The following is a 19442-nucleotide window of genomic DNA, read 5'->3' as shown; positions in this document are numbered from 1 at the left end:
GCTTGCGCCTCCGGGCGACCGGACCGGGCAAGGCGCCACCGGCGCCTCGCCTCTTAGGTCCGGGGACATGCGGCGCGGGCCGCGCGGGGCGCGCGGCCTTTTCCCTGTCCCGAGAGCCCGCCTCAGGCAGCAGGATCGGTCAGTCGGGGGAGGGCCGCTGGTATCAGATGGGAAGGATCCAGTTCGCGACCGTGACCCCGATCATGGCCAGCCCGAGCAGCAGGACCGAAGCCAGCGCCGGGATCCAGGCCTCGGAGATCCGACCCCGAGTCGGGCCGCCGCCGCGATACCGCAGCGCTTCCTGCCAGTGGGTGAGATGCCGGTTCATGGCGGATCGCGTCTCCCGCTTGATCGTTCGAAGGCCCGATCATCGCGCAGGAGGGTTTCCGGTTTGCTAACGTCGGCCGGGCCGGTAGGCTTGTCCGTCAAGCCGCGGCATTCCGGTATTCCCATGATCCCCCGCATGGTCGTTCTCGCCCTCGCTCTCCCCATCCCGGGGGCCATGGCAGCCGGAAGCGATCCGCTCGCCGGCAGCGAATGGCGACCGGTGGAGATCGCCGGAACGCCGACCCCCGCGGATGTCGAGGTCTATCTGCAGTTCCGCGCCGAGGGCGCGGTCGCGGGCCTGGGCGGCTGCAACCGCTTCACCGGCGGCTATTCGCTGGAGGGCGCGACGCTTGCCTTCTCGCCGCTCGCCGCGACCATGATGGCCTGCCCGGAGCCCGAGATGCTGGTGGAGCGGCGCCTCTTCACCACCCTGGCGCAGGTGCGCGGCTTCGCCCGCGACCGCATCGACCTCGTGCTCTCCGACGCCGAAGGCGCGCCGCTCGTGGTGCTCGTCCAGCGCGACGCCGACTGAGCTTCCCTTTGCTCGGCCCTTCGCAGCGACGCCCTTCCCCGGCGGCCATGGTTGCGATTCGGTTAATTCCGGGATTTTTATGCAGTGATTTCAATGGGAAGCTCGGATGTGCGCGCGCGCACATCCGCCCGCTTCGCACCGCGGGCAGGGCTCTAGGAGCGCAGGCGGTCCATGATCGCGACCAGCTCCGCGCTGATCCCGGGCTCCGAGAGCGCATGCCCCGCGGTCGCGACCATGCGCAGGTCCGAGCCCGGCCAGGCCCGGTGCAGCGCATGGGCGGTATGGGGCGGGCAGATCATGTCGTAGCGGCCCTGCACGATATGGCCGGGGATCGCGTCGATCCGGTGCATGGCACGCAGGATGTGCCCGTCGCCGTCGAGAAAGCCGCCGTTGATGAAATAATGGTTCTCGAGCCGCGCGAAGGCGAGCGCATAGGAGCTCGACGGATTGCCGCGCCCGTCGCCGGGGTCGAGCACCGCGAGCGCGCTTTCCCAGCCCGCCCAGGCGCGGGCGAAGCGGAGCTGTTCGGCAGGATCCTCGCCGAAGAGCCGGCGGTGATAGGCCGCGATCAGGTCACCGCGTTCCTCGCGCGGCACCATCTGCGAGAACGCCCGCCACTGCTCCGGCCAGAAGGCGCCGGCGCCGCCGCCGTAGAACCAGTGCAGCTCGGCCGGGGTCATGGTGAAGACGCCGCGCAGCACCAGCGCCTCGACGCGGTCGGGATGGGTCTGGGCGTAGATCAGCGCGAGGCAGGCGCCCCAGGAACCGCCGAAGACGATCCAGCGCTCGATGCCCAGCCTGACCCGGATCCGCTCGATATCGGCGACGAGATCCCAGGTGGTGTTGTGCTCCACCGAGGCATGGGGCGTGGACCGGCCGCAGCCGCGCTGGTCGAAGAGGATCGTGCGGTAATGGCCTGGATCGAAGAACCGCCGCATGCCGGGGCTGCATCCCCCGCCGGGACCGCCGTGCAGCACCACCACCGGCGCGCCGTCGGCCCGGCCGCATTGCTCCACATAGACCCGATGCCCGCCGGACATCTCGAGCATCTGCTGGCGGAAGGGCTCGATCGGCGCGTAGAGCCCGCCTCGGGAACCGCCGCCGCTCTGGCTCGGGTTTTCCTTCATCGCCGCATTATGTATCCCTTGGACAACGGGAAGTGTCGCAGGTTGACCCCATGAGTGCAACGCAGATCGCCGATACGGTTGACGCCGCCGAAATCGCCAAGTTCGAGGCCATGGCCGCAGAATGGTGGGATCCCTCGGGCAAGTTCAAGCCGCTGCATATGCTCAACCCCTGCCGGCTCGACTACGTCACCGCGCAGGTCGCCGCAGAATTCGACCGCGACCGCAAGGCGCCGCGGCCCTTCGCCGGGCTCAGGCTGCTCGACATCGGTTGCGGCGGCGGGCTCCTGGCCGAGCCCATGGCGCGGCTCGGGGCGCAGGTCGTCGGCGCCGATGCCGCGGCGCGCAACATCCCCGTGGCGCGCATTCATGCCGCGCAATCGGGCCTCGCGATCGACTACCGCCACACCACCGCCGAGGCGCTGGCCGCGGCGGGCGAGGTCTTCGACGTGGTGCTCAACATGGAGGTGATCGAGCATGTCGCCGACCCGCCGGCCTATCTCGCCGCCTGCCGGCGGCTGCTCAGGCCCGGCGGGCTGATGGTCGCCTCCACGCTCAACCGCAACCCCAAGAGCTACGCGATGGCGATCATCGGCGCCGAGCGGGTGATGCGCTGGCTGCCGAAGGGCACCCATGACTGGTCGCGCTTCGTCACGCCCGACGAGTGCTTCGAGCTGCTCCGCGGGGCCGGCCTCGATCCGGTGGACCGCAAGGGCTTCGTCTTCAACCCGCTTTCCTGGACCTGGCGCATCTCGGACCGCGACCTCTCGGTCAATTACGTCACGACGAGCCTGCGGCCGGCGGAAGGATGACCGGGCGCGCGGCGTTAGCCAAGCCGGGGCAAGCGGATTGACGCGCCGGGGACCCGCAACTAGGGCAGGGGCATGAAACCGATACTCCTGCTCGGGATCGGCTGCCAGAAGGGCGGCACGACCTGGCTCTACGAATATCTCGCCCGCCATCCCCAGGTCGCCGACGACCCGGTCAAGGAGATGCATGTGCTCGACGTGCGGCACGTGCCCTATTTCGGCGATTTCCACGATTCGAAATCCGCCTACAAGCGCGAGCTGATCGCCGGTCTCGGCAAGGACGGCAGCGAGGCGGCCGCGCGCCGCCGGGACCGGCTCGCGGCCGAGATCGAGGGCCACGAGCGGTCCATGGCCATGGTCCGCGACCCGCGCCGCTACGCCGACCACATGCAGCGCCTCGCCGAGAGCGACCCGGCGGTCCGCCTCGTGCGCGACATCACGCCGAGCTATGCGGCGCTCGACGCGCCGCACTGGCAGCAGGTCCGCCGCGACCTCGAGGAGCGGTTCGACCTGCGGCTCGTCTTCATCATGCGCGACCCGGTCGACCGGCTCTTCTCCGCCTATCGCATGGGCCGGCGGCGTGCCGAGGACCTGAGCGCCGTGCTTTCCGCCGCCAGCCCGCTGGAGGCTGCGCGCAACCGGCTGCGGCCGCTCAAGGCCTCGGTGGTGGATCTCGTGCGGCGCAAGCCGAAGAAGAGCCCGTTCCTGGCCTTCGCGCTCGAGGAGATGAACCTGCGCCGCTCGCAATACGAGAAGACCGTCACGGCGGTCGAGGCGGCCTTTCCCGCCGCGCAGCTCCATTGCGTGCTCTTCGAGGATTTCTTCAACGAGGCGGCCCTGCGGCGCTTCACCGATTTCGCCGGGATCGACTTCCTGCCCACCGAATACGCCAAGACGAAGCAGACCGCCTCCGGCGGCGCGGAGCTCACGGACGGGGATGTCGCGCAGCTGCGCGACCGGCTCGAGCCGACCTACCGCTTCTGCGCCGAGCGGTTCGGGCGGGATGCCATCGCCGCGAGCTGGAAGCATGCCGGCAACGGCAGAGCTTCCGCCTGATACCAGCGGCCCGCGCGGAGCGCGGCCTTTTCCCTGTCCCGGGATCTGGCCTCGGGTCACAGCACCGGTCAGGCGGGAGGGCCGAGGTAGTGGACGAGTGCCGGGCTCTCGCCCGTGCCTGCGGGACGTAAAGCGATCAGCCCGGGCGCCGGCCCGAACGGCTCATCCGCATCACGTCGCGCCTCAGAGCTGCGATGCCGGCAGGCTGCCCCCCGCCCGTCCCGCCGCCCGCTCCGCCAGCAGGCGGTCGAGCCAGTCGGGGTCCATCTCGGGCACCGAGGAGAGCAGGAGTTCGGTATAGGGATCATGCGGCGGCGCGAACATCTCGGCCTTGGGCCCCTGCTCGACCACGCGGCCGTCCTTCATCACCACCACCTCGTCGGCGATCGCCTTCACCGTGGCGAGGTCGTGGGTGATGAACATATACGCCAGGTCGAACTCGCTCTGCAGCCGGTCGAGAAGCCGCAGGATGCCCTCGGCCACCAGCTGGTCGAGCGCCGAGGTGACCTCGTCGCAGATGATGAAGCGCGGCTCCGCGGCCAGCGCGCGCGCGATGCCGATGCGCTGCTTCTGCCCGCCGGAAAGCTCGGAAGGAAGGCGGTCGATGAAGAGGTCGGGTTCGAGCTCGATCAGCCGCAGGAGTTCGCGGATGCGCTCGGTCAGGGCCTTGCCCGACTTGCCGAGGTAGAAACGCACCGGGCGGCCGATGATCTCGCGGATCCGATGCTTCGGGTTCAGCGCGGTATCCGCCATCTGGTAGATCATCTGCGCCTGGCGCAGCTGGTCCTTGCTGCGCTGCCGGTAGTCGGCGGGCAGCGGCTGGCCCTCGAAGAGCACCGAGCCGGAGCTCGGCGGCAGGAGCCCGGTGATCACCCGCGCCGCGGTCGACTTGCCGCTGCCCGATTCGCCGACCACCGCCACCGTCCGCCGGCGGTGGATCTCGAAACTGACGTCGTGCAGCACCGGCACCGGCCCGTAGGCCGCCACGATGTTGCGCAACTCCACCACCGGGACATCGGCCGCCGGCAGCGCGGGCTGGGCGCCGCGCTCGAAGCTGCGCACCGCCCAGAGCGACTTGGTGTAATCCTCGCGCGGCGTGCTGAGCATGGTGCGCGTATCCGCCTCCTCGACCTCCTCGCCGTGCAACAGCACCTTGATGCGATCGGCCATCTGCGCGACCACGGCGAGATCGTGGGTGATGTAGATCGCCGCGGTGTCGAATTGCGCCACGATGTCGCGGATCGCCGAGAGCACCTCGATCTGGGTGGTCACGTCGAGCGCCGTGGTCGGCTCGTCGAAGATGATGAGATCCGGCCGGCAGGCCATGGCCATGGCGGTCATCGCCCGCTGCAACTGGCCGCCCGAGACCTGGTGCGGATAGCGGAAGCCGATCTCGTCGGGGTTCGGCAGCCGCATCCGGCGGTAGAGCTCCACGGCGTCGCGCTGGGCCTCCGCCTTGCCCATCACCCCGTGCTGTACCGGTCCTTCGGAATACTGGTCGATCAGCCGGTGCGCCGGGTTGAAGCTCGCCGCCGCCGATTGCGCCACATAGGCGATGCGCTTGCCGCGCAGGCCGCGGCGCACCGGCTCCGGCGCCGTGAGGAGGTCGATGCCGTCGAAATCGATGCTGCCGCCGGAGATCCGGCAGCCGTCGCGGGTGAAGCCCATCGCGGCCAGCCCGAGGGTGGACTTGCCCGCGCCGCTCTCGCCGATCAGGCCCAGCACCTCGCCCCGGCGCAGCGTGAGGTCCACGCCCTTGACGATCTCGCTCCATTTCTCGTCGGACCGGCCCTCGATCCTGAGCCCGCGGATCGTGAGCAGCACCGGCTTGTTGGACGCGGCTTCGGTCATCGGCTCACTCCTTCAATCCGCTGGCGCGGTGCAGCATCCAATCGACCACGAAATTGACCGCCACCGTCAGGAGCGCGATGGCGCCCGCGGGCAGCAGCGGCGTGACCTCGCCGAAGGTGATCAGCGTCGCGTTGTCGCGCACCATCGAGCCGAGGTCGGCGGTCGGCGGCTGGATGCCGAGCCCCAGGAAGCTCAGCGCCGAGATCGACAGGAAGACGAAGCAGAACCTGAGCCCGAATTCGGCGACGAGCGGGGCCGCCGCATTGGGCATGATCTCGCGGATGATCAGCCGCCAGAGCCCCTCGCCGCGCAGCTTGGCCGCCTCGATGTAATCCATCACCACGATGTTCATCGCCACCGCCCGGGCCAGTCGGAAGACACGTGTCGAATCGATCAGCGCGATCACCAGGATCATGTTGATGATCGAGGTTCCCACGATGGTGAGCAGCAGCAGCTGGAAGATCAGCGCCGGGATGGCCATCAGCACGTCCACGACCCGGCTGAGAAGCTGGTCGAGCCATCCGCTGACCATGGCGGCGAGAAGCCCCAGCACCGCGCCGACCGCGAAGGCCAGGGCCGTGGTGATGAAGGCGATGCTCACGGTGTTGCGCACGCCGAAGACGAGGCGGCTGAACATGTCCCGGCCGAGGTTGTCGGTGCCTAGCAGGAATTCCCCACCCGCCGGCATGAACTGCGCCCCGACCACCTCGCGTTCGCCGAAGGGGGCGATGGTCGGCGCGAGGATCGCGACGAGGAGGTAGAAGACGATGACCGCCATGCCGAAGCTCGCGGAGAGCGGCGCGCTGCGCAGCAGCCGCGCCGCATTGGCGGGAGCGATCCGGGTCAGGACCGCCCGGAAGAGCCATCCCAGGACGGCGGCCGCGACGACGGCGACGGCGAGCCAGAGGGTGAAGCGGAGGGTGGCGACCATTTTCCTGTCCTCAGCGCTTGTTCACGAGGCGCGGGTTCGACAGGGTCGAGAGCACGTCCGCCGCGAGATTGAGCAGGATATAGGCCGCCGCGAAGATCAGCGCCGCCGCCTGCACCACCGGAATGTCGCGCTTGGCGACGCTGTCCACCATCAGCTGCCCGAGGCCGGGATAGACGAAGACCACTTCCACCACCACCACGCCGGTGATGAGATAGGCGAGGTTCAGCGCGACCACGTTGATGATCGGCGCCAGCGCGTTCGGCAGGGCGTGATGCACGATGACCCGCGTCGGGCCCATGCCCTTGAGCCGCGCCATCTCGATATAGGGCGAGGCGAGCAGGTTGATGATCGCCGCCCGCGTCATCCGCATCATGTGGGCGGTGACCACCAGCGTGAGCGTCAGCGCCGGCAGGAAGGTGCGGTAGAGCTTCTCGGCCAGCGGCGCGCCCGGCGGGATGTTGGAGATCGACGGGAAGAGGCCCGACTGCGCCAGCCAGAAGATCAGGATATAGGCCACGAAGAACTCGGGGAACGAGATCGAGCTCAGGGTGAGCACGTTGATCGCCCGGTCGAACCACGATCCGCGCCAGAGCGCGGCGAGCACGCCGAGCACCAGCGACAGCGGCACGGCGATGACCGCGGCGTAGAGCGCGAGAAAGAGCGTGTTGGCCAGGCGGCCGGCGATCAGCTCCGAGATCGGGCGCTTGTTGGCGAGCGAGACGCCGAAATCGCCCTGCAGCACGCCACCGATCCAGTCGAGGTAGCGCCGCCAGGCCGGCAGGTCGAGCCCGAGCTCGGTGCGCAGCGCCGCCAGCGTCTCGGGCGTGGCGGCCTGTCCGAGGATCGCCTGCGCCGGGTCGCCGGGCAGGAGCTGGATCGCCCCGAAGATCAGCAGGGTGACCACGAAGAGCGTCAGCACCCCGAGCGCGAGGCGCCGGAGAATCATCCACCAGATATCGCTCACTTGCCCTCCTCCGAAGCCGGGACGGGGACCCTCACGCGAACCACCAGCGTTCGACGGCGCGGAACCCGTCGAGTGTCCAGTTGGCGCTGACCTGCTCGGGGTGCCCGATCGCGTCGGAGAGGCCCATGACATAGCTCGCGAACATCGGGATCACGACCCCGCCGTCGTCGCGCACGAGGAGCTGCATCTCGCGATACATCTCGGCGCGCTTGACCTCGTCGAGCTCCGAGCGCGCCTCGTTGAGCAGCTGGTTGAAGCGTTCGTTGTCCCAGAAGGTGTCGTTCCAGGCCACGCCCGCGGCATAGGCGGTCGAGAACATCCAGTCGGCGGTGGGCCGCCCGCTCCAGTAGACCGCGACGAAGGGCTTCACCATCCAGACGTTGGACCAGTAGCCGTCGTTGGGCTCGCGGATCACGTCGATGGTGATGCCCGCGGCAGCCGCCTGTTCCGAATAGAGCACCGCGGCATCGACCGCCCCGGGAAAGGCCGCGTCCGCCGCCGAGAGCGGCACCTGCAGCGTGTCGAGGCCCGCCTCCTTGAGATGGAACTTCGCCTTGTCCGGATCGTAGGCCCGTTGCGGAAGGTCGGCGAAGAAGCGGTCCGACGGCCCCACCGGCTGGTCGTTTCCGAGCGCGCCGTAGCCGTTGAGCACCTTGTCGAGCAATTCCTGCCGGTCGATGGCGTATTTGAGCGCCAGGCGCACGTTGTTGTCGCTGAAGGGGGCCGCGCGGGTGTCCATGGCGAAGGTGAAGTGCTGGGTGCCGGTGGTCGAGAGGATCTGCACGCCCGGCGCGCGCTGGAGCAGATGCACGGTATTGACGTCCACCTGGTCGATCACGTCCACCTCGCCGGTGATCAGCGCGTTCTGGCGTGCGGCGGCGTCGATGATGGTCAGGAGCTCCACCGCGTCGAAATGCGCCCGATCGGGCAGCTTCCAGTAGTTCGGGTTGCGCGTCATCGAGGCGCGCACGCCGGGCTCGTAGGATTCCACCACATAGCCGCCGCAGCCGTCCGGGCTCAGCGGGTCGATCCTGCCGTCGGTGGCCGGCAGGATCGGCAGATGATAGTCGGAGATCACGAAGGGGAAATCCGCATTGCCGGATTCCAGCGTCACCACGACCGTGCCGGGGCCGTCGGCGGCGATCTCGACGATCGGGGCGACGATCGGCTTGGCCGCGGAGGTGCTCTCCTCGCCGCGATGGTAGTCGAGCGAGGCGATGACGTCCTCGGCCGTCACCGGCTTGCCGCTGTGGAAGGTCACGCCCTCGCGCAGCTTGAAGGTCCAGACCCTGGCGTCGGGCGAGGCTTCCCAGCTCTCGGCGATGTCGCCGGTCAGCGAGCCGTCGGCGGCGATCTCGGTCATGTAGCCGTTCCGCGCCGTGGCGAAGAGCTGCGCGAAGGCGTTCTCGAGCATCGCCGGATCGTAGCTGTCGGTGGAGCTGCCATGCGCCATGGCGAGCCGTAGCGTGCCGCCCTGCTTCGGCTGCGCCGCCGCGCGCCCCGAGCCCAGCGGCAGCAGAGCGGCGGTGCCGAGCGCGGTCGCGCCCCGCAACAGGCCGCGCCGCGAGACCGCGCCGAATCGGCCGTCTGCCGGATTCCCGTTCATGCTGTCCCCCTCTCAATCGCCCGTCGCTCCGGGCTTTCGGATGCCGACCGGGCAGATGCGGCCCGCCCCGTTCATCGGGGGCGGGCGCCCTGCTGGCTCTGCTGCGTCAGGCGAACCACCAGCGCTCGACCGCGCGGAAGCCGTCGAGCGTCCAGAGCGCGCTGACCTGGTCGGGATGCGCGATCCTCTCGGAATGGGCCATCACGTACTGGCCGAACATCGGGATGACGATGCCGCCCTGGTTGGAGACGAGATCCTGCATCTCGAAATAGATCTCGCGCCGCTTCTCCTCGTCGAGCTCGGCCCGGCCCATGACCAGAAGCTCGTTGAAGCGGTCGTTGTCCCAGAAGGTCTCGTTCCACGGTGCCCCGCGGGCATAGGTCGTCGAGAACATCCAATCCTCGGTCGGTCGCCCGCCCCAATAGGTCGCCGACCAGGGCTTGACCATCCAGACGTTCGACCAGAAGCCGTCGTTGGGCTCGCGCACGACATTGAGCGTGATGCCCCCGGCGGCAGCCTTCTCCGAATAGAGCAGCGCCGAGTTGACGCAGCCGGCGAAGGCGGCGTCGGCGACATGGATGTCGACCGCCAGCGTGTCGAGACCGGCCTCCTTGAGATAGAATTTCGCCTTGTCGGGGTCATAGGCATGCTGCTCGAGATCCGCGGCGAAATAGCGGTTGGAGCGCCCGATCGGATGATCGTTGCCGACCTCGCCGTAGCCGAACAGGATCTTGTCGACCAGCTCCTGCCGGTCGATGGCGTATTTCAGCGCCTGGCGGACGTTGTTGTCGCTGAAGGGTGCGGCGCGGGTATCCATCGGGAAGCCGTAATGCTCCGTGCCCGAGGTGGCGAGCACCAGGATGCCCGGGGCGCGCTGCAGGAGGCCCACGGTCTGGAGATCGACCCGGTCGATCACGTCGACCTCGCCCGAGACGACGGCGTTCTGCCGCGCCGCGGGATCGACGATCGAGAGGATCTCCACCGCGTCGAAATAGGGCTTGCCCTCCTTCCAGTAATTCGGATTGCGCGTGACATAGGCGCGCACCCCCGGCTCCCATTCCTGATGCACGAAGGGGCCGCAGCCGTCGCTCGAGGCGGGATCGATCCTGCCGTCGATCCCCGGCATGATCGCAATGTGGTAATCGGCCATCAGCGTGGCGAAATCCGCGTTGCCGTTCTCCAGCGTGACCACGACGTTGGAGCCGTCGGCTGCCAGGTCGGTGACGCTCGCCACGATGGGCTTGGCGACCGAGGTGCTGTCCTCGCCGCGGTGATAATTGATCGAGGCGATGACGTCGTCGGGCGTGACGGTCTTGCCGCTGTGGAAGGTGAGGCCGTCGCGGATCTTGAAGGTCCAGGTCGTGGCGTCGGGCGAGGCCTCCCAGCTTTCCGCGACCTCGCCGGTCAGCGACCCGTCGGGGAGGATCTCGGTGAGCTGGTTGTGGCGGCACTGCGCGTGCACCTGGGTGAAGACCTGCTCGAGGATGCCCGGATCGAGCGTGTCGGTGGTGCTGCCATGGGCGAGGCCGAGGCGCAGGGTGCCGCCCTGCTTGGGCTGCGCCGCGGCGCGGCCCGCTCCGAGTGGCCCGAGCAGCGCCGCCGTCCCGAGCGCCGAGGCGCCCTGCAGGACGCTTCGGCGCGAAACGCTCCGGCCGAAGGGATTGGTCGATTCCATGGTAACCTCCGCTTCATTTTTTGGCAGCCTAGCCGGCCTCGTCCGCCATTACGACTCCTTTGCGACACCGTCTTCCGCCGGCGGGGCCCGCCATCGCGGAACGGTGATCCGCCTCGCGGGGCCCGTGCGGGTCGCGCTGGGCGAAGTTCGCCCCATGGCGGGGGCAGGCCGCCGGGGTTCGGCATCGTCTCCGCCCGCGGGATGGTCCCGTCCAGTATGACGCCGAGCGCCGCTCGGGAGAAGCGGGATGCCCCGGAGAACGCTCCGCGCCGGCCAGCGGCGCCCGCATGAGGATTTCATATGGGCAGATGCCTATCGGGCAGGACAGGGGCCCGTGCCAACAGGCACGGGAAGAAAAGACTTCGGCCAAAGGGCCGTCCGCCTGTTCCGTCGCCGCCGGCCGCGAGAATCCTGGCGAAGGCCCCGCGACATCTCCGCGCGACTGCATTATCGTGCCCGCCGGATGGATGCGCCCGGGCGCCGAGGCGGCCGGGCAGGGGAGGGACAAAATGGCACTTCAGCCGAGCCGCGAGGCCTTCATCACCTGCGCCCTGACCGGCGCCGGCGACACGACCGGGCGTTCCGACAAGGTGCCCGTCACCCCGCGCGCCATCGCCGACGCGGCCATCGAGGCGGTGCAGGCAGGGGCGGCCATCGCCCATATCCACGTCCGCGACCCGGCCACCGGCAAGCCCTCCCGCGACCCCGACCTCTACGCCGAGGTCGTAGAGCACATCCGCGCCTCCGGGGTCGACATGGTGCTGAACCTGACCGCCGGCATGGGCGGCGACCTGACGCTCGGCCCGCCGGAGGCGCCGCTGCCGCCCGACGAGGCCGGCACCGACATGGCCGGCGCCTCCGAGCGCCTCGTCCATGTGGCGCGGCTCCTGCCGGAGATCTGCACGCTCGACTGCGGCACGATGAACTTCGGCGCGGGCGACTACATCATGGCGAATTCACCGGCGATGCTGGTGGCCATGGCTCGCGAGATCCGCGAGCTCGGCGTGCGTCCGGAGATCGAGATCTTCGACACCGGCCATCTGGTGCTCGCGAAATGGCTGAAGGACCAGGGGCTGATCGAGGATCCGGTGGTGGTCCAGCTCTGCATGGGCATCCCCTGGGGCGCGCCGGACGACATCACCACCCTGATGGCGCTGGTGGCGAACCTGCCGCCGGACTGGATCCATTCCGCCTTCTCGATCGGCCGCAACCAGCTGCCCTATGCCGCGCTCGCGCTGCTCTCGGGTGGCAACATCCGCGTCGGGCTCGAGGACAACATCTGGCTCGACAAGGGCGTGCTCGCCACCAATGCCGATCTCGTCGCCCGCGCCCGCGCCGTGGCCGAGAACATGGGCACGCGGCTGCTCGGCCCGGCGGAGGTGCGCGCGAAGCTGAACCTCGCGAAGCGCTGGGCATGAGCGCCATCGGCGCCTGCGCCGTCCTTGGCGGCGGCGTGATCGGCGCGGGCTGGGTCGCCCGGCTGGTCGAGAACGGCCATGACGTGACGGTCTTCGACCCGGCCCCCGACGCCCGCCAGAAGCTCGAGGCGGTCCTCGCGCTGGCCGACCGCGCCTATGCCCGCCTCACCATGGCCCCGCGTCCGAAGAAGGGCGGCCTGCGCCTCGCCCCGAGCCTCGCCGAGGCGGTGGCGGGCGCCGACCTGATCGTCGAGGCGGTGCCCGAACGGCTCGAGGTCAAGCGCCGCGTCTATGCCGAAGCGGAGGCGGCCGCGACACCCGAGGCGCTGATCGCCTCCTCCACCTCCGGCATCATGCCCTCGGACTTGCAGGCGGAGATGACCCGTCCCGGCCGCCTGCTCGTCGCACATCCCTTCAACCCGGTCTATCTCCTGCCCGTGGTCGAGATCGTCGGCGGCAGGGCGACCGATCCCGAAGCCATCGAGCGCGCCATGGCCTTCTATCCGACCATCGGCATGAAGCCCGTCCGGATCCGCAAGGAGATCGAGGCCTTCGTCGCCGACCGCCTGCTCGAATCGATCTGGCGCGAGGCGCTCTGGCTGATCAGGGACGGCATCTGCACTACCCAGGAGCTCGACGACATCGTGCGCTACGGCTTCGGCATCCGCTACGCGCAGATGGGGGTCTTCGATACCTACCGCGTCGCCGGCGGCGAGGCCGGGATGCGGCATTTCATGGCCCAGTTCGGCCCCTGCCTCCAGTGGCCCTGGTCGCATCTGACGGACGTGCCCGACTTCGACGACGCGCTGGTCGATCTCATCGCCGGACAGTCGGACGCGCAATCGGGCCACATCCCCATCCGCGAGCTGGAGCGCATCCGCGACGACAACCTCGTGGCCATCCAGCAGGCGCTCAAGGCCAACGACTGGGGCGCGGGGCAGATCCTCGCCGCCTACGAGCAGAAGCTCTTCGACGCCAGCGCGGCGCCCGCGCCTGCCGACCTCTCCCGGCCGATCGTGACGCTCGAGCGCGTCGTCCCGCCCGACTGGACCGACTACAACAACCACATGAACGAGGCGCGCTACCTGCAGTGCTTCGCCGACGCCTCCGACGCCTTCATGCGCATGATCGGCTGCGACGCCGACTACATCGCTTCCGGCGGCTCGTTCTTCACCGTCGAGACCCATATCCGCCATCTCGCCGAAGTCGGCGTCGGCGAACCCGTCCGGGTGCTCACCCAGGTCGTCGGCGCCGGTGGCAAGCGCATGCATCTCTTCCACCGGCTCGAGCACGGCGACGGCCGTCTGCTCGCCACTGGCGAGCACATGCTGGTCCATGTCTCGCTCGCAACCCGCGCCGCGTCCGAGCCTGCGCCGGAGATCGCCGCGAAGCTCGGCGAGATCGCCGCGCTGCATGCCCTTCTGCCGCCGCCCGAGGGCCTCGGCCGGGCCGTCGGCGAGAGGAGGTGACGCCATGGCGCAACGGGTGCTGATCACCGCCGGCGCCGCCGGCATCGGCCGCGCCATGGCGCGGGCCTTCTCCGACGCCGGCGCCTCGGTCTGGATCACCGACATCGACGCCGAGGCGCTGGCCGCTGCGCCGGCGGAGTGGCGCGCGAGCCGGGTCGACGCCGCCGATGCGGCCGCCGTCGCCGCCCTCTTCGCCGAGATCGAGGCCGAATGGGGCGGCCTCGAGACGCTCTGTGCCAATGCCGGCATCGCCGGGCCGACCGCGGCGATCGAGGACATGCCGCCGGAGGGCTTCCGCCGCTGCGTCGAGGTGAACCTCGACGGCGCCTTCCTCGCCGCCCATCACGCCGCGCCGATGATGAAGCGGGCGGGCAGGGGCGCGATGCTCTTCACCTCCTCGACCGCCGGCCTGCACGGCTTCCCGAACCGTGCACCTTACGCGGCGGCGAAATGGGCGGTGATCGGGCTGATGAAGACGGTTGCCATGGAGCTCGGCCCCTTCGGCATCAGGGCCAACGCCATCTGCCCCGGCTCGGTCGAGGGCCCGCGCATCGACGGTGTGCTGGAGCGCTCCGCCGCCGTGAAGGGCACCGACCCCGCCACCCTGCGCGAGGCTTGGAAGAAGGGCATCTCCATGCGCAGCCTGGTGCGGGCCGAGGACATCGCCAGCATGGCGGTCTTTCTCGCCTCCGACGGCGCCCGTCTCGTCTCCGGCCAGGTCATCGCCGTGGACGGCCATACCGAAAATCCCGATCCCAAGGTCTGAGCCCATGGATTTCGCCCTCTCCGACGAGCAGCGCATGATCGTCGAGACCACCCGCGCCTTCGTCGAGGCCGAGCTCTACCCCCGCGAAGCCGAGGTCGAGCGCACCGGCCAGCTGCGCCGCGAGGTGATCGAGGAGGTCAAGGCCGGGGCCATCGAGGCCGGGCTCTACGCCGCCAACATCCCCGAGGAGCACGGCGGCGCCGGCCTCGACACGCTGACATGGCTGCTCTACGAGCGCGAGCTCGGACGGGCCAATTACGCGCTGCACTGGACCTGCGTGGCCCGGCCCTCCAATATCCTCTGCGCCGGAACCCCCGAACAGCGCGAGCGTTACCTTGCGCCCTGCGTGCGCGGCGAGACCTGGGACTGCCTCGCCATGACCGAGCCCGATGCCGGTTCCGACCTGCGCGGCATGAAGGCCAGCGCGCGGCCCGACGGGCGCGACTGGATCCTAAACGGCACCAAGCATTTCATCTCCCATGCCGACATCGCGGGCTTCACCATCGCCTTCATGGCCACCGGCTCGGAGGAGACGCCCCGCGGCCCGAAGAAGCGCATCACCGCCTTCTTCGTGGACAAGGGCACGCCGGGCTTCACGGTGCGCGAGGGCTACCGCAACGTCTCGCACCGCGGCTACACCAACTCGATCCTCGAGTTCGACGACTGCCGGGTGCCCTCAGAGAACGTGCTCGGCGAGCCGCACCGGGGCTTCGAGGTCGCCAATTCCTGGCTCGGCGCCACAAGGCTGCAGGTCGCCGCCACCTGCCTCGGCCGCGCCGAGCGCGCCTTCGGCCATGCGGTCGACTGGGCCGCGTCGCGCCGCCAGTTCGGTGCGCCCATCGGCCGGAACCAGGGCGTCTCCTTCCAGCTCGCCGACATGGCGACGGAGATCAAGGCGAGCGAGCTGATGCTGCTCGAATCGGCCTGGAAATACGACCGGGGCACCGCCACCGACGCCGACATGGCCATGGTGAAGCTCAAGGCCAGCGAGACGCTCGCCTTCGTCGCCGATGCGGCGATCCAGATCCACGGCGGCATGGGCCTGATGGAAGAACTGCCGCTCGAGCGCATCTGGCGCGACGCCCGCGTGGAGCGCATCTGGGAGGGCACCTCCGAGATCCAGCGCCACATCATCTCCCGCGCCTTGCTGCGCCCGCTCGGCGCCTGACATGGAAGCGCGAGGCCGGTCTCATACAGGTTTGCTAACCAGGAGAGCAGTCGGGCGCGCGCCCGCAGGCGCGTGCCAGCAAGAAGGCCTTGCGCGCACCCGCGCGCTCCTTCTGGCGGCAAAGGCCGCCGCGCGGCGCCGGCCGCGCCGGGACCCATGACACGCGACCTCTCCCACCTGCTGCGACCCCGGTCGATCGCGCTCTTCGGAGGCTTCTGGGCCGAGAACGTCGTCACCCAGCTCCAGCGCGCGAGCTATTCCGGCGCGATCTGGCCGGTCCATCCCAAGCGCGAGGCGATCCTCGGCATCCCCTGCTTCCGCGAAACGGCCGCGCTGCCCGCCGCGCCCGACGCCGCCTTCGTCGGCGTCAACCGGGCCCAGAGCGTCGAGATCGTGCGCGACCTCGCCGCGATGGGTGCGGGCGGCGCCATCGCCTTCGCATCCGGCTTCCGCGAGAGCGGGGCCGGCGACGCCACCGGCGCCGGGCTCCAGGACGCGCTGGTCGCCGCCGCGGGGGCCATGCCGCTGCTCGGCCCGAACTGCTACGGCCTGCTGAACTACCTCGACAACGTGGCGCTCTGGCCCGACCAGCACGGCGGCGGCCCGGTGGAGCGTGGCGTGGCGCTGGTGCTGCAATCGTCCAACATCGCCATCAACCTGACCATGCAGCGCCGCGGCCTGCCGGTCGCCTATGTGATGACCGCCGGCAACCAGGCCCAGACCGGATTCGCCGATCTCGCCGCGGCGGCGCTCGACGACCCGCGCGTCACCGCCCTCGGGCTGCATATCGAGGGTTTCGGCGACATCCGCGCGCTCGAGGCCATGGCTGCCGCCGCCCGGGCCGCGGGCAAGCCGGTGGTCGCACTCAAGACCGGCCGCAGCAGCCGAGCCCGTGCCGCGACGCTCAGCCACACCGCCTCGCTCTCGGGCGAGGCGGCGGCGGGCTCGGCGCTGCTCGCCCGATTGGGCATCACCGAGGTCGCCTCGCCGGGCGCCTTCCTCGAGACCCTGCACCTGCTGCACGAAGGTGGCGCGCTGGCCGGCAATGCGGTCGTCTCGGTCAGCTGCTCGGGCGGCGAGGCCGGGCTGATGGCCGATCTCGCCGAAGGCACCGCCCTCGACCTGCGCCCCTTCGGCGCCGGGGCGGCGACGGAGCTCGCGAACCAGCTCGGCCCGCTCGTCGCCATCGCCAACCCCTTCGACTACCACACCTTCATCTGGAATGATCTCGCGCGCATGACCGCCTGCTTCACGGCCGTGCTGCGCGACGGCTTCGAGCTCGCGGTCTTCGTGCTCGACCTGCCGCGCGAGGACCGCTGCAACCGCGCCACCTACGAATGCGCCATCGCCGCCATCATCGCCGCCCGCACCGCCACCGGCGCACGGGTGGCGGTGCTCTCCACGCTCCAGGAAAACCTCGGCGAATTCGCCGCCGACCGCTTCGCCGCCGCCGGGATCGCGGTGCTGCACGGGCTCAGCGACGGCATCGCCGCCATCGACGCCGCCATCCGCGCCGGCCGTCTCGCCGACCGGCCCGCCCCGGCTCCCGCGCTGCTCACTCCGCCGCCCTCCGGCCCGGCCCGGCTGCTCACCGAGGCCGAGGCCAAGGCCGCCCTTGCCGGCTTCGGCCTGGCCGTGCCCCGCGGCGTGATCGCGGCCAGCCCGCGGGCCCTTGCCGGAGCGGCTGCGGGGCTGCGGTTTCCGGTCGCCCTCAAGGCCCTCGGCATCGCGCACAAGAGCGAGGCGGGCGCCGTGGTGCTCGGCCTCGACACGGCCCGCGCCCTGGAGGCCGCGGCCGAGGCGATGGTTCCCGCGCCGGGCGGCTTCCTTGCCGAGGAGATGGCCCGCGACAGCGTCGCCGAGCTCATCCTCGGCGTGACCCGCGACGCCACCGGGCTGATGACCCTGACGATCGGCGCCGGCGGCGTGCTGACAGAGCTGCTGCAGGACAGCGCCACCCTCGTGCTGCCCGCCGAAGCGGAGGAGATCCGCGCCGCCCTCGAAGGCCTGCGCATCGCGCCGCTGCTCCGGGGCTACCGCGGCAAGCCCGCCGCCGATTTCGAGGCGATCGTCGCCGCGGCGCTGGCGCTCGGCCGCTATGCCGCGGCCACGCCGGGCCTCGTCGAGCTCGACGTCAATCCCCTGATGGCCGGCGCGAAGGGCGCCGTCGCCGTCGACGCCCTGATCCGCCTGAACGAAGAAGGACCCGCGCCATGACCGATCCCGTCCGCACTTCCCGCGACGGCCACGTGCTCGAGGTGACCCTCGACCGGCCCAAGGCCAATGCCGTCGACCTCGCCACCAGCCGCGTCATGGGCGAGACCTTCCGCGCCTTCCGCGACGATCCCGAGCTGCGCGTGGCGATCCTGACGGCGGCGGGGGAGAAGTTCTTCTGCCCCGGCTGGGATCTCAAGGCCGCCGCCGGCGGCGACGCGGTCGACGGCGACTACGGGCCCGGCGGCTTCGGCGGATTGCAGGAGCTGCCGCGGCTCAACAAGCCGGTGATCGCGGCGGTCAACGGCATCGCCTGCGGCGGCGGCCTCGAGATCGCGCTCTCCTGCGACATCATCCTCGCCGCCGAACACGCCACCTTCGCGCTGCCCGAGATCCGCTCGGGCACCATTGCCGACGCGGCCTCGATCAAGCTCCCGAAGCGCATCCCCTACCACATCGCCATGGAGCTCCTGCTCACCGGGCGCTGGATGGATGCCGCGGAGGCGCATCGCTGGGGCCTTGTCAACGAGATCCTGCCGGCCGGGCGCCTGATGGACCGCGCCCGCAAACTCGCCCGCCTGATCGCCTCGGGGCCGCCGCTCGTGATGGCCGCGATCAAGGAAGTGGTCCGCGACGCCGAGGATGCGAAGTTCCAGGACGCGCTCAACCGCATCACCCGCCGCCAGCTCGCCACGGTCGACCGGCTCTACGGCAGCGAGGACATGCTCGAGGGCTTCCGCGCCTTCGCCGAGAAGCGCGACCCGGTCTGGAAGGGCCGCTGAGCGGGCGGCGCTCCGGGCGCTCCGGGCGCTCTGGCGCATCCGCATCCGCCACGCTATGCAGCCGCCGGATGGAGAGGATGGACCCATGAAGACACGCGTCACCTGGCTCGAGGACAGGACTTTCGTCGGCCGGACGACGAGCGGCCACCAGGTCGTGCTCGGCACCGCCCATGGCGAGAACCCCAAGCCGGGGCCGAGCGCGATGGAGCTGGTGCTGATCGGCACTGGCGGCTGCTCGGCCTGGGACGTGGTCAACATCCTCGAGAAGGGTCGGGAGAAGGTCGAAGACTGCGTGGTCGAGCTCGACGCCGACCGCGCCGAAACCGAGCCGAAGGTCTTCACCCGCATCCACCTGCATTTCGTCCTGCGCGGCCGCGGCCTCTCCGAGGCGAAGGTCCGGCGCGCCATCGATCTCTCGGTGGACAAATACTGCTCCGCCTCGGCGATGCTGGCCAGGACCGCGACCATCACCCATGATTTCGAGGTCGTGGACACGGCGCCGGTGCCGGCGGAGTGATCGCGGCGGCGGGTGCATGCCGCCGGCGCCGGCCGCATGGCAAGCCGTCTGATCTGCTGAATCGCCGCCGTGTGATCCGGCATCCGGGTGAATCGATCCGATACGAATGCCGCCCGATCGACTCCGCCCGCCGGCATCGGAGCCGCCCCGGCGCGGCGACCTTTGGCGGCGTCCCGCAGCGGGACATGGGCGTTGTGGCACGGAAGCGGCTGAAACAAGGGGATTCCGCCGGG

General features: G+C 70.1%; 18 protein-coding genes. 11 read left to right on the top strand and 7 right to left on the bottom strand.

Annotation, left to right across the window (positions count from 1 at the left end; genetic code table 11):
- Positions 1–163 precede the first annotated feature (163 nt).
- On the bottom strand, positions 164–328 hold the full coding sequence (locus V7050_RS07790) for a hypothetical protein (RefSeq protein ID WP_324370744.1): 165 nt from the start codon (positions 326–328) through the stop codon (positions 164–166).
- 174 nt (positions 329–502) lie between these two features.
- Between V7050_RS07790 and V7050_RS07785 the strand changes: the two genes are divergently transcribed.
- The gene (locus V7050_RS07785; RefSeq protein ID WP_324370746.1) at positions 503–859 is read left to right on the top strand and encodes an META domain-containing protein; all 357 of its coding nucleotides are present in this window, start codon (positions 503–505) and stop codon (positions 857–859) included.
- 152 nt (positions 860–1011) lie between these two features.
- Here V7050_RS07785 and pip read toward each other — a convergent pair whose 3' ends face one another.
- A complete protein-coding gene (pip, locus tag V7050_RS07780; protein WP_324375237.1) occupies positions 1012–1986 on the bottom strand; it encodes a prolyl aminopeptidase in 975 nt (324 codons plus the stop codon).
- A 50-nt stretch (positions 1987–2036) separates the two neighbouring features.
- On the opposite strand from pip, the gene ubiG reads away from it, so the two are divergent.
- Complete coding sequence (gene ubiG / locus V7050_RS07775; RefSeq protein WP_324368990.1) at positions 2037–2795, top strand: bifunctional 2-polyprenyl-6-hydroxyphenol methylase/3-demethylubiquinol 3-O-methyltransferase UbiG; 759 nt, start codon at positions 2037–2039, stop codon at positions 2793–2795.
- A gap of 72 nt (positions 2796–2867) precedes the next feature.
- Entirely contained in the window at positions 2868–3848 is a 981-nt protein-coding gene (locus V7050_RS07770) for a sulfotransferase (protein ID WP_324368992.1), read from the top strand.
- 183 nt (positions 3849–4031) lie between these two features.
- On the opposite strand, the gene V7050_RS07765 is transcribed toward V7050_RS07770, so the two are convergent.
- From V7050_RS07765 to V7050_RS07745, 5 genes are all read right to left on the bottom strand, one after another.
- A complete protein-coding gene (locus tag V7050_RS07765) occupies positions 4032–5699 on the bottom strand; it encodes an ABC transporter ATP-binding protein (protein ID WP_324368994.1) in 1668 nt (555 codons plus the stop codon).
- Positions 5700–5703: 4 nt separating this feature from the next.
- A complete protein-coding gene (locus V7050_RS07760) occupies positions 5704–6630 on the bottom strand; it encodes an ABC transporter permease (RefSeq protein ID WP_324368996.1) in 927 nt (308 codons plus the stop codon).
- 10 nt (positions 6631–6640) lie between these two features.
- Positions 6641–7594, bottom strand: a complete 954-nt coding sequence (locus V7050_RS07755; RefSeq protein ID WP_324368997.1) for an ABC transporter permease — start codon at positions 7592–7594, stop codon at positions 6641–6643.
- Positions 7595–7625: 31 nt separating this feature from the next.
- Positions 7626–9200: an ABC transporter substrate-binding protein gene (locus V7050_RS07750; protein ID WP_324368999.1), complete on the bottom strand. Its 1575-nt coding sequence runs from the start codon at positions 9198–9200 to the stop codon at positions 7626–7628.
- Between the two features lie 106 nt (positions 9201–9306).
- A complete protein-coding gene (locus V7050_RS07745; protein ID WP_324369001.1) occupies positions 9307–10875 on the bottom strand; it encodes an ABC transporter substrate-binding protein in 1569 nt (522 codons plus the stop codon).
- A 509-nt stretch (positions 10876–11384) separates the two neighbouring features.
- Here V7050_RS07745 and V7050_RS07740 point away from each other — a divergent pair.
- The 8 genes from V7050_RS07740 to V7050_RS07705 form a co-directional block, all read left to right on the top strand.
- The gene (locus V7050_RS07740) at positions 11385–12293 is read left to right on the top strand and encodes a 3-keto-5-aminohexanoate cleavage protein (RefSeq protein ID WP_324375235.1); all 909 of its coding nucleotides are present in this window, start codon (positions 11385–11387) and stop codon (positions 12291–12293) included.
- Complete coding sequence (locus V7050_RS07735) at positions 12290–13762, top strand: carnitine 3-dehydrogenase (protein WP_324369434.1); 1473 nt, start codon at positions 12290–12292, stop codon at positions 13760–13762. The genes V7050_RS07740 and V7050_RS07735 overlap by 4 nt, the downstream gene beginning before the upstream one ends.
- A gap of 4 nt (positions 13763–13766) precedes the next feature.
- The gene (locus tag V7050_RS07730) at positions 13767–14528 is read left to right on the top strand and encodes an SDR family oxidoreductase (protein WP_324369432.1); all 762 of its coding nucleotides are present in this window, start codon (positions 13767–13769) and stop codon (positions 14526–14528) included.
- A gap of 4 nt (positions 14529–14532) precedes the next feature.
- A complete protein-coding gene (locus V7050_RS07725) occupies positions 14533–15696 on the top strand; it encodes an acyl-CoA dehydrogenase family protein (RefSeq protein WP_324369430.1) in 1164 nt (387 codons plus the stop codon).
- A gap of 156 nt (positions 15697–15852) precedes the next feature.
- Positions 15853–17913: an acetate--CoA ligase family protein gene (locus V7050_RS07720; protein ID WP_324369428.1), complete on the top strand. Its 2061-nt coding sequence runs from the start codon at positions 15853–15855 to the stop codon at positions 17911–17913.
- Complete coding sequence (locus V7050_RS07715; protein ID WP_324369426.1) at positions 17910–18692, top strand: carnitinyl-CoA dehydratase; 783 nt, start codon at positions 17910–17912, stop codon at positions 18690–18692. Before V7050_RS07720 ends, V7050_RS07715 begins: the two co-directional genes overlap by 4 nt.
- A gap of 85 nt (positions 18693–18777) precedes the next feature.
- Positions 18778–19209, top strand: coding sequence for an OsmC family protein (locus V7050_RS07710; RefSeq protein WP_324369425.1), 432 nt, complete (start codon positions 18778–18780; stop codon positions 19207–19209).
- Positions 19206–19442, top strand: a 237-nt coding sequence (locus V7050_RS07705) for a hypothetical protein (protein ID WP_324375233.1), incomplete at its 3' end; no start/stop codon positions are given. The genes V7050_RS07710 and V7050_RS07705, both read left to right, overlap by 4 nt.

The organism is Amaricoccus sp. (assembly GCF_036846665.1).
Taxonomy (GTDB): Bacteria; Pseudomonadota; Alphaproteobacteria; order Rhodobacterales; family Rhodobacteraceae; genus Amaricoccus.
The sequence above is the reverse complement of the archived record's forward strand: the minus strand, read 5'-3'. Positions and strand labels throughout refer to the sequence as shown.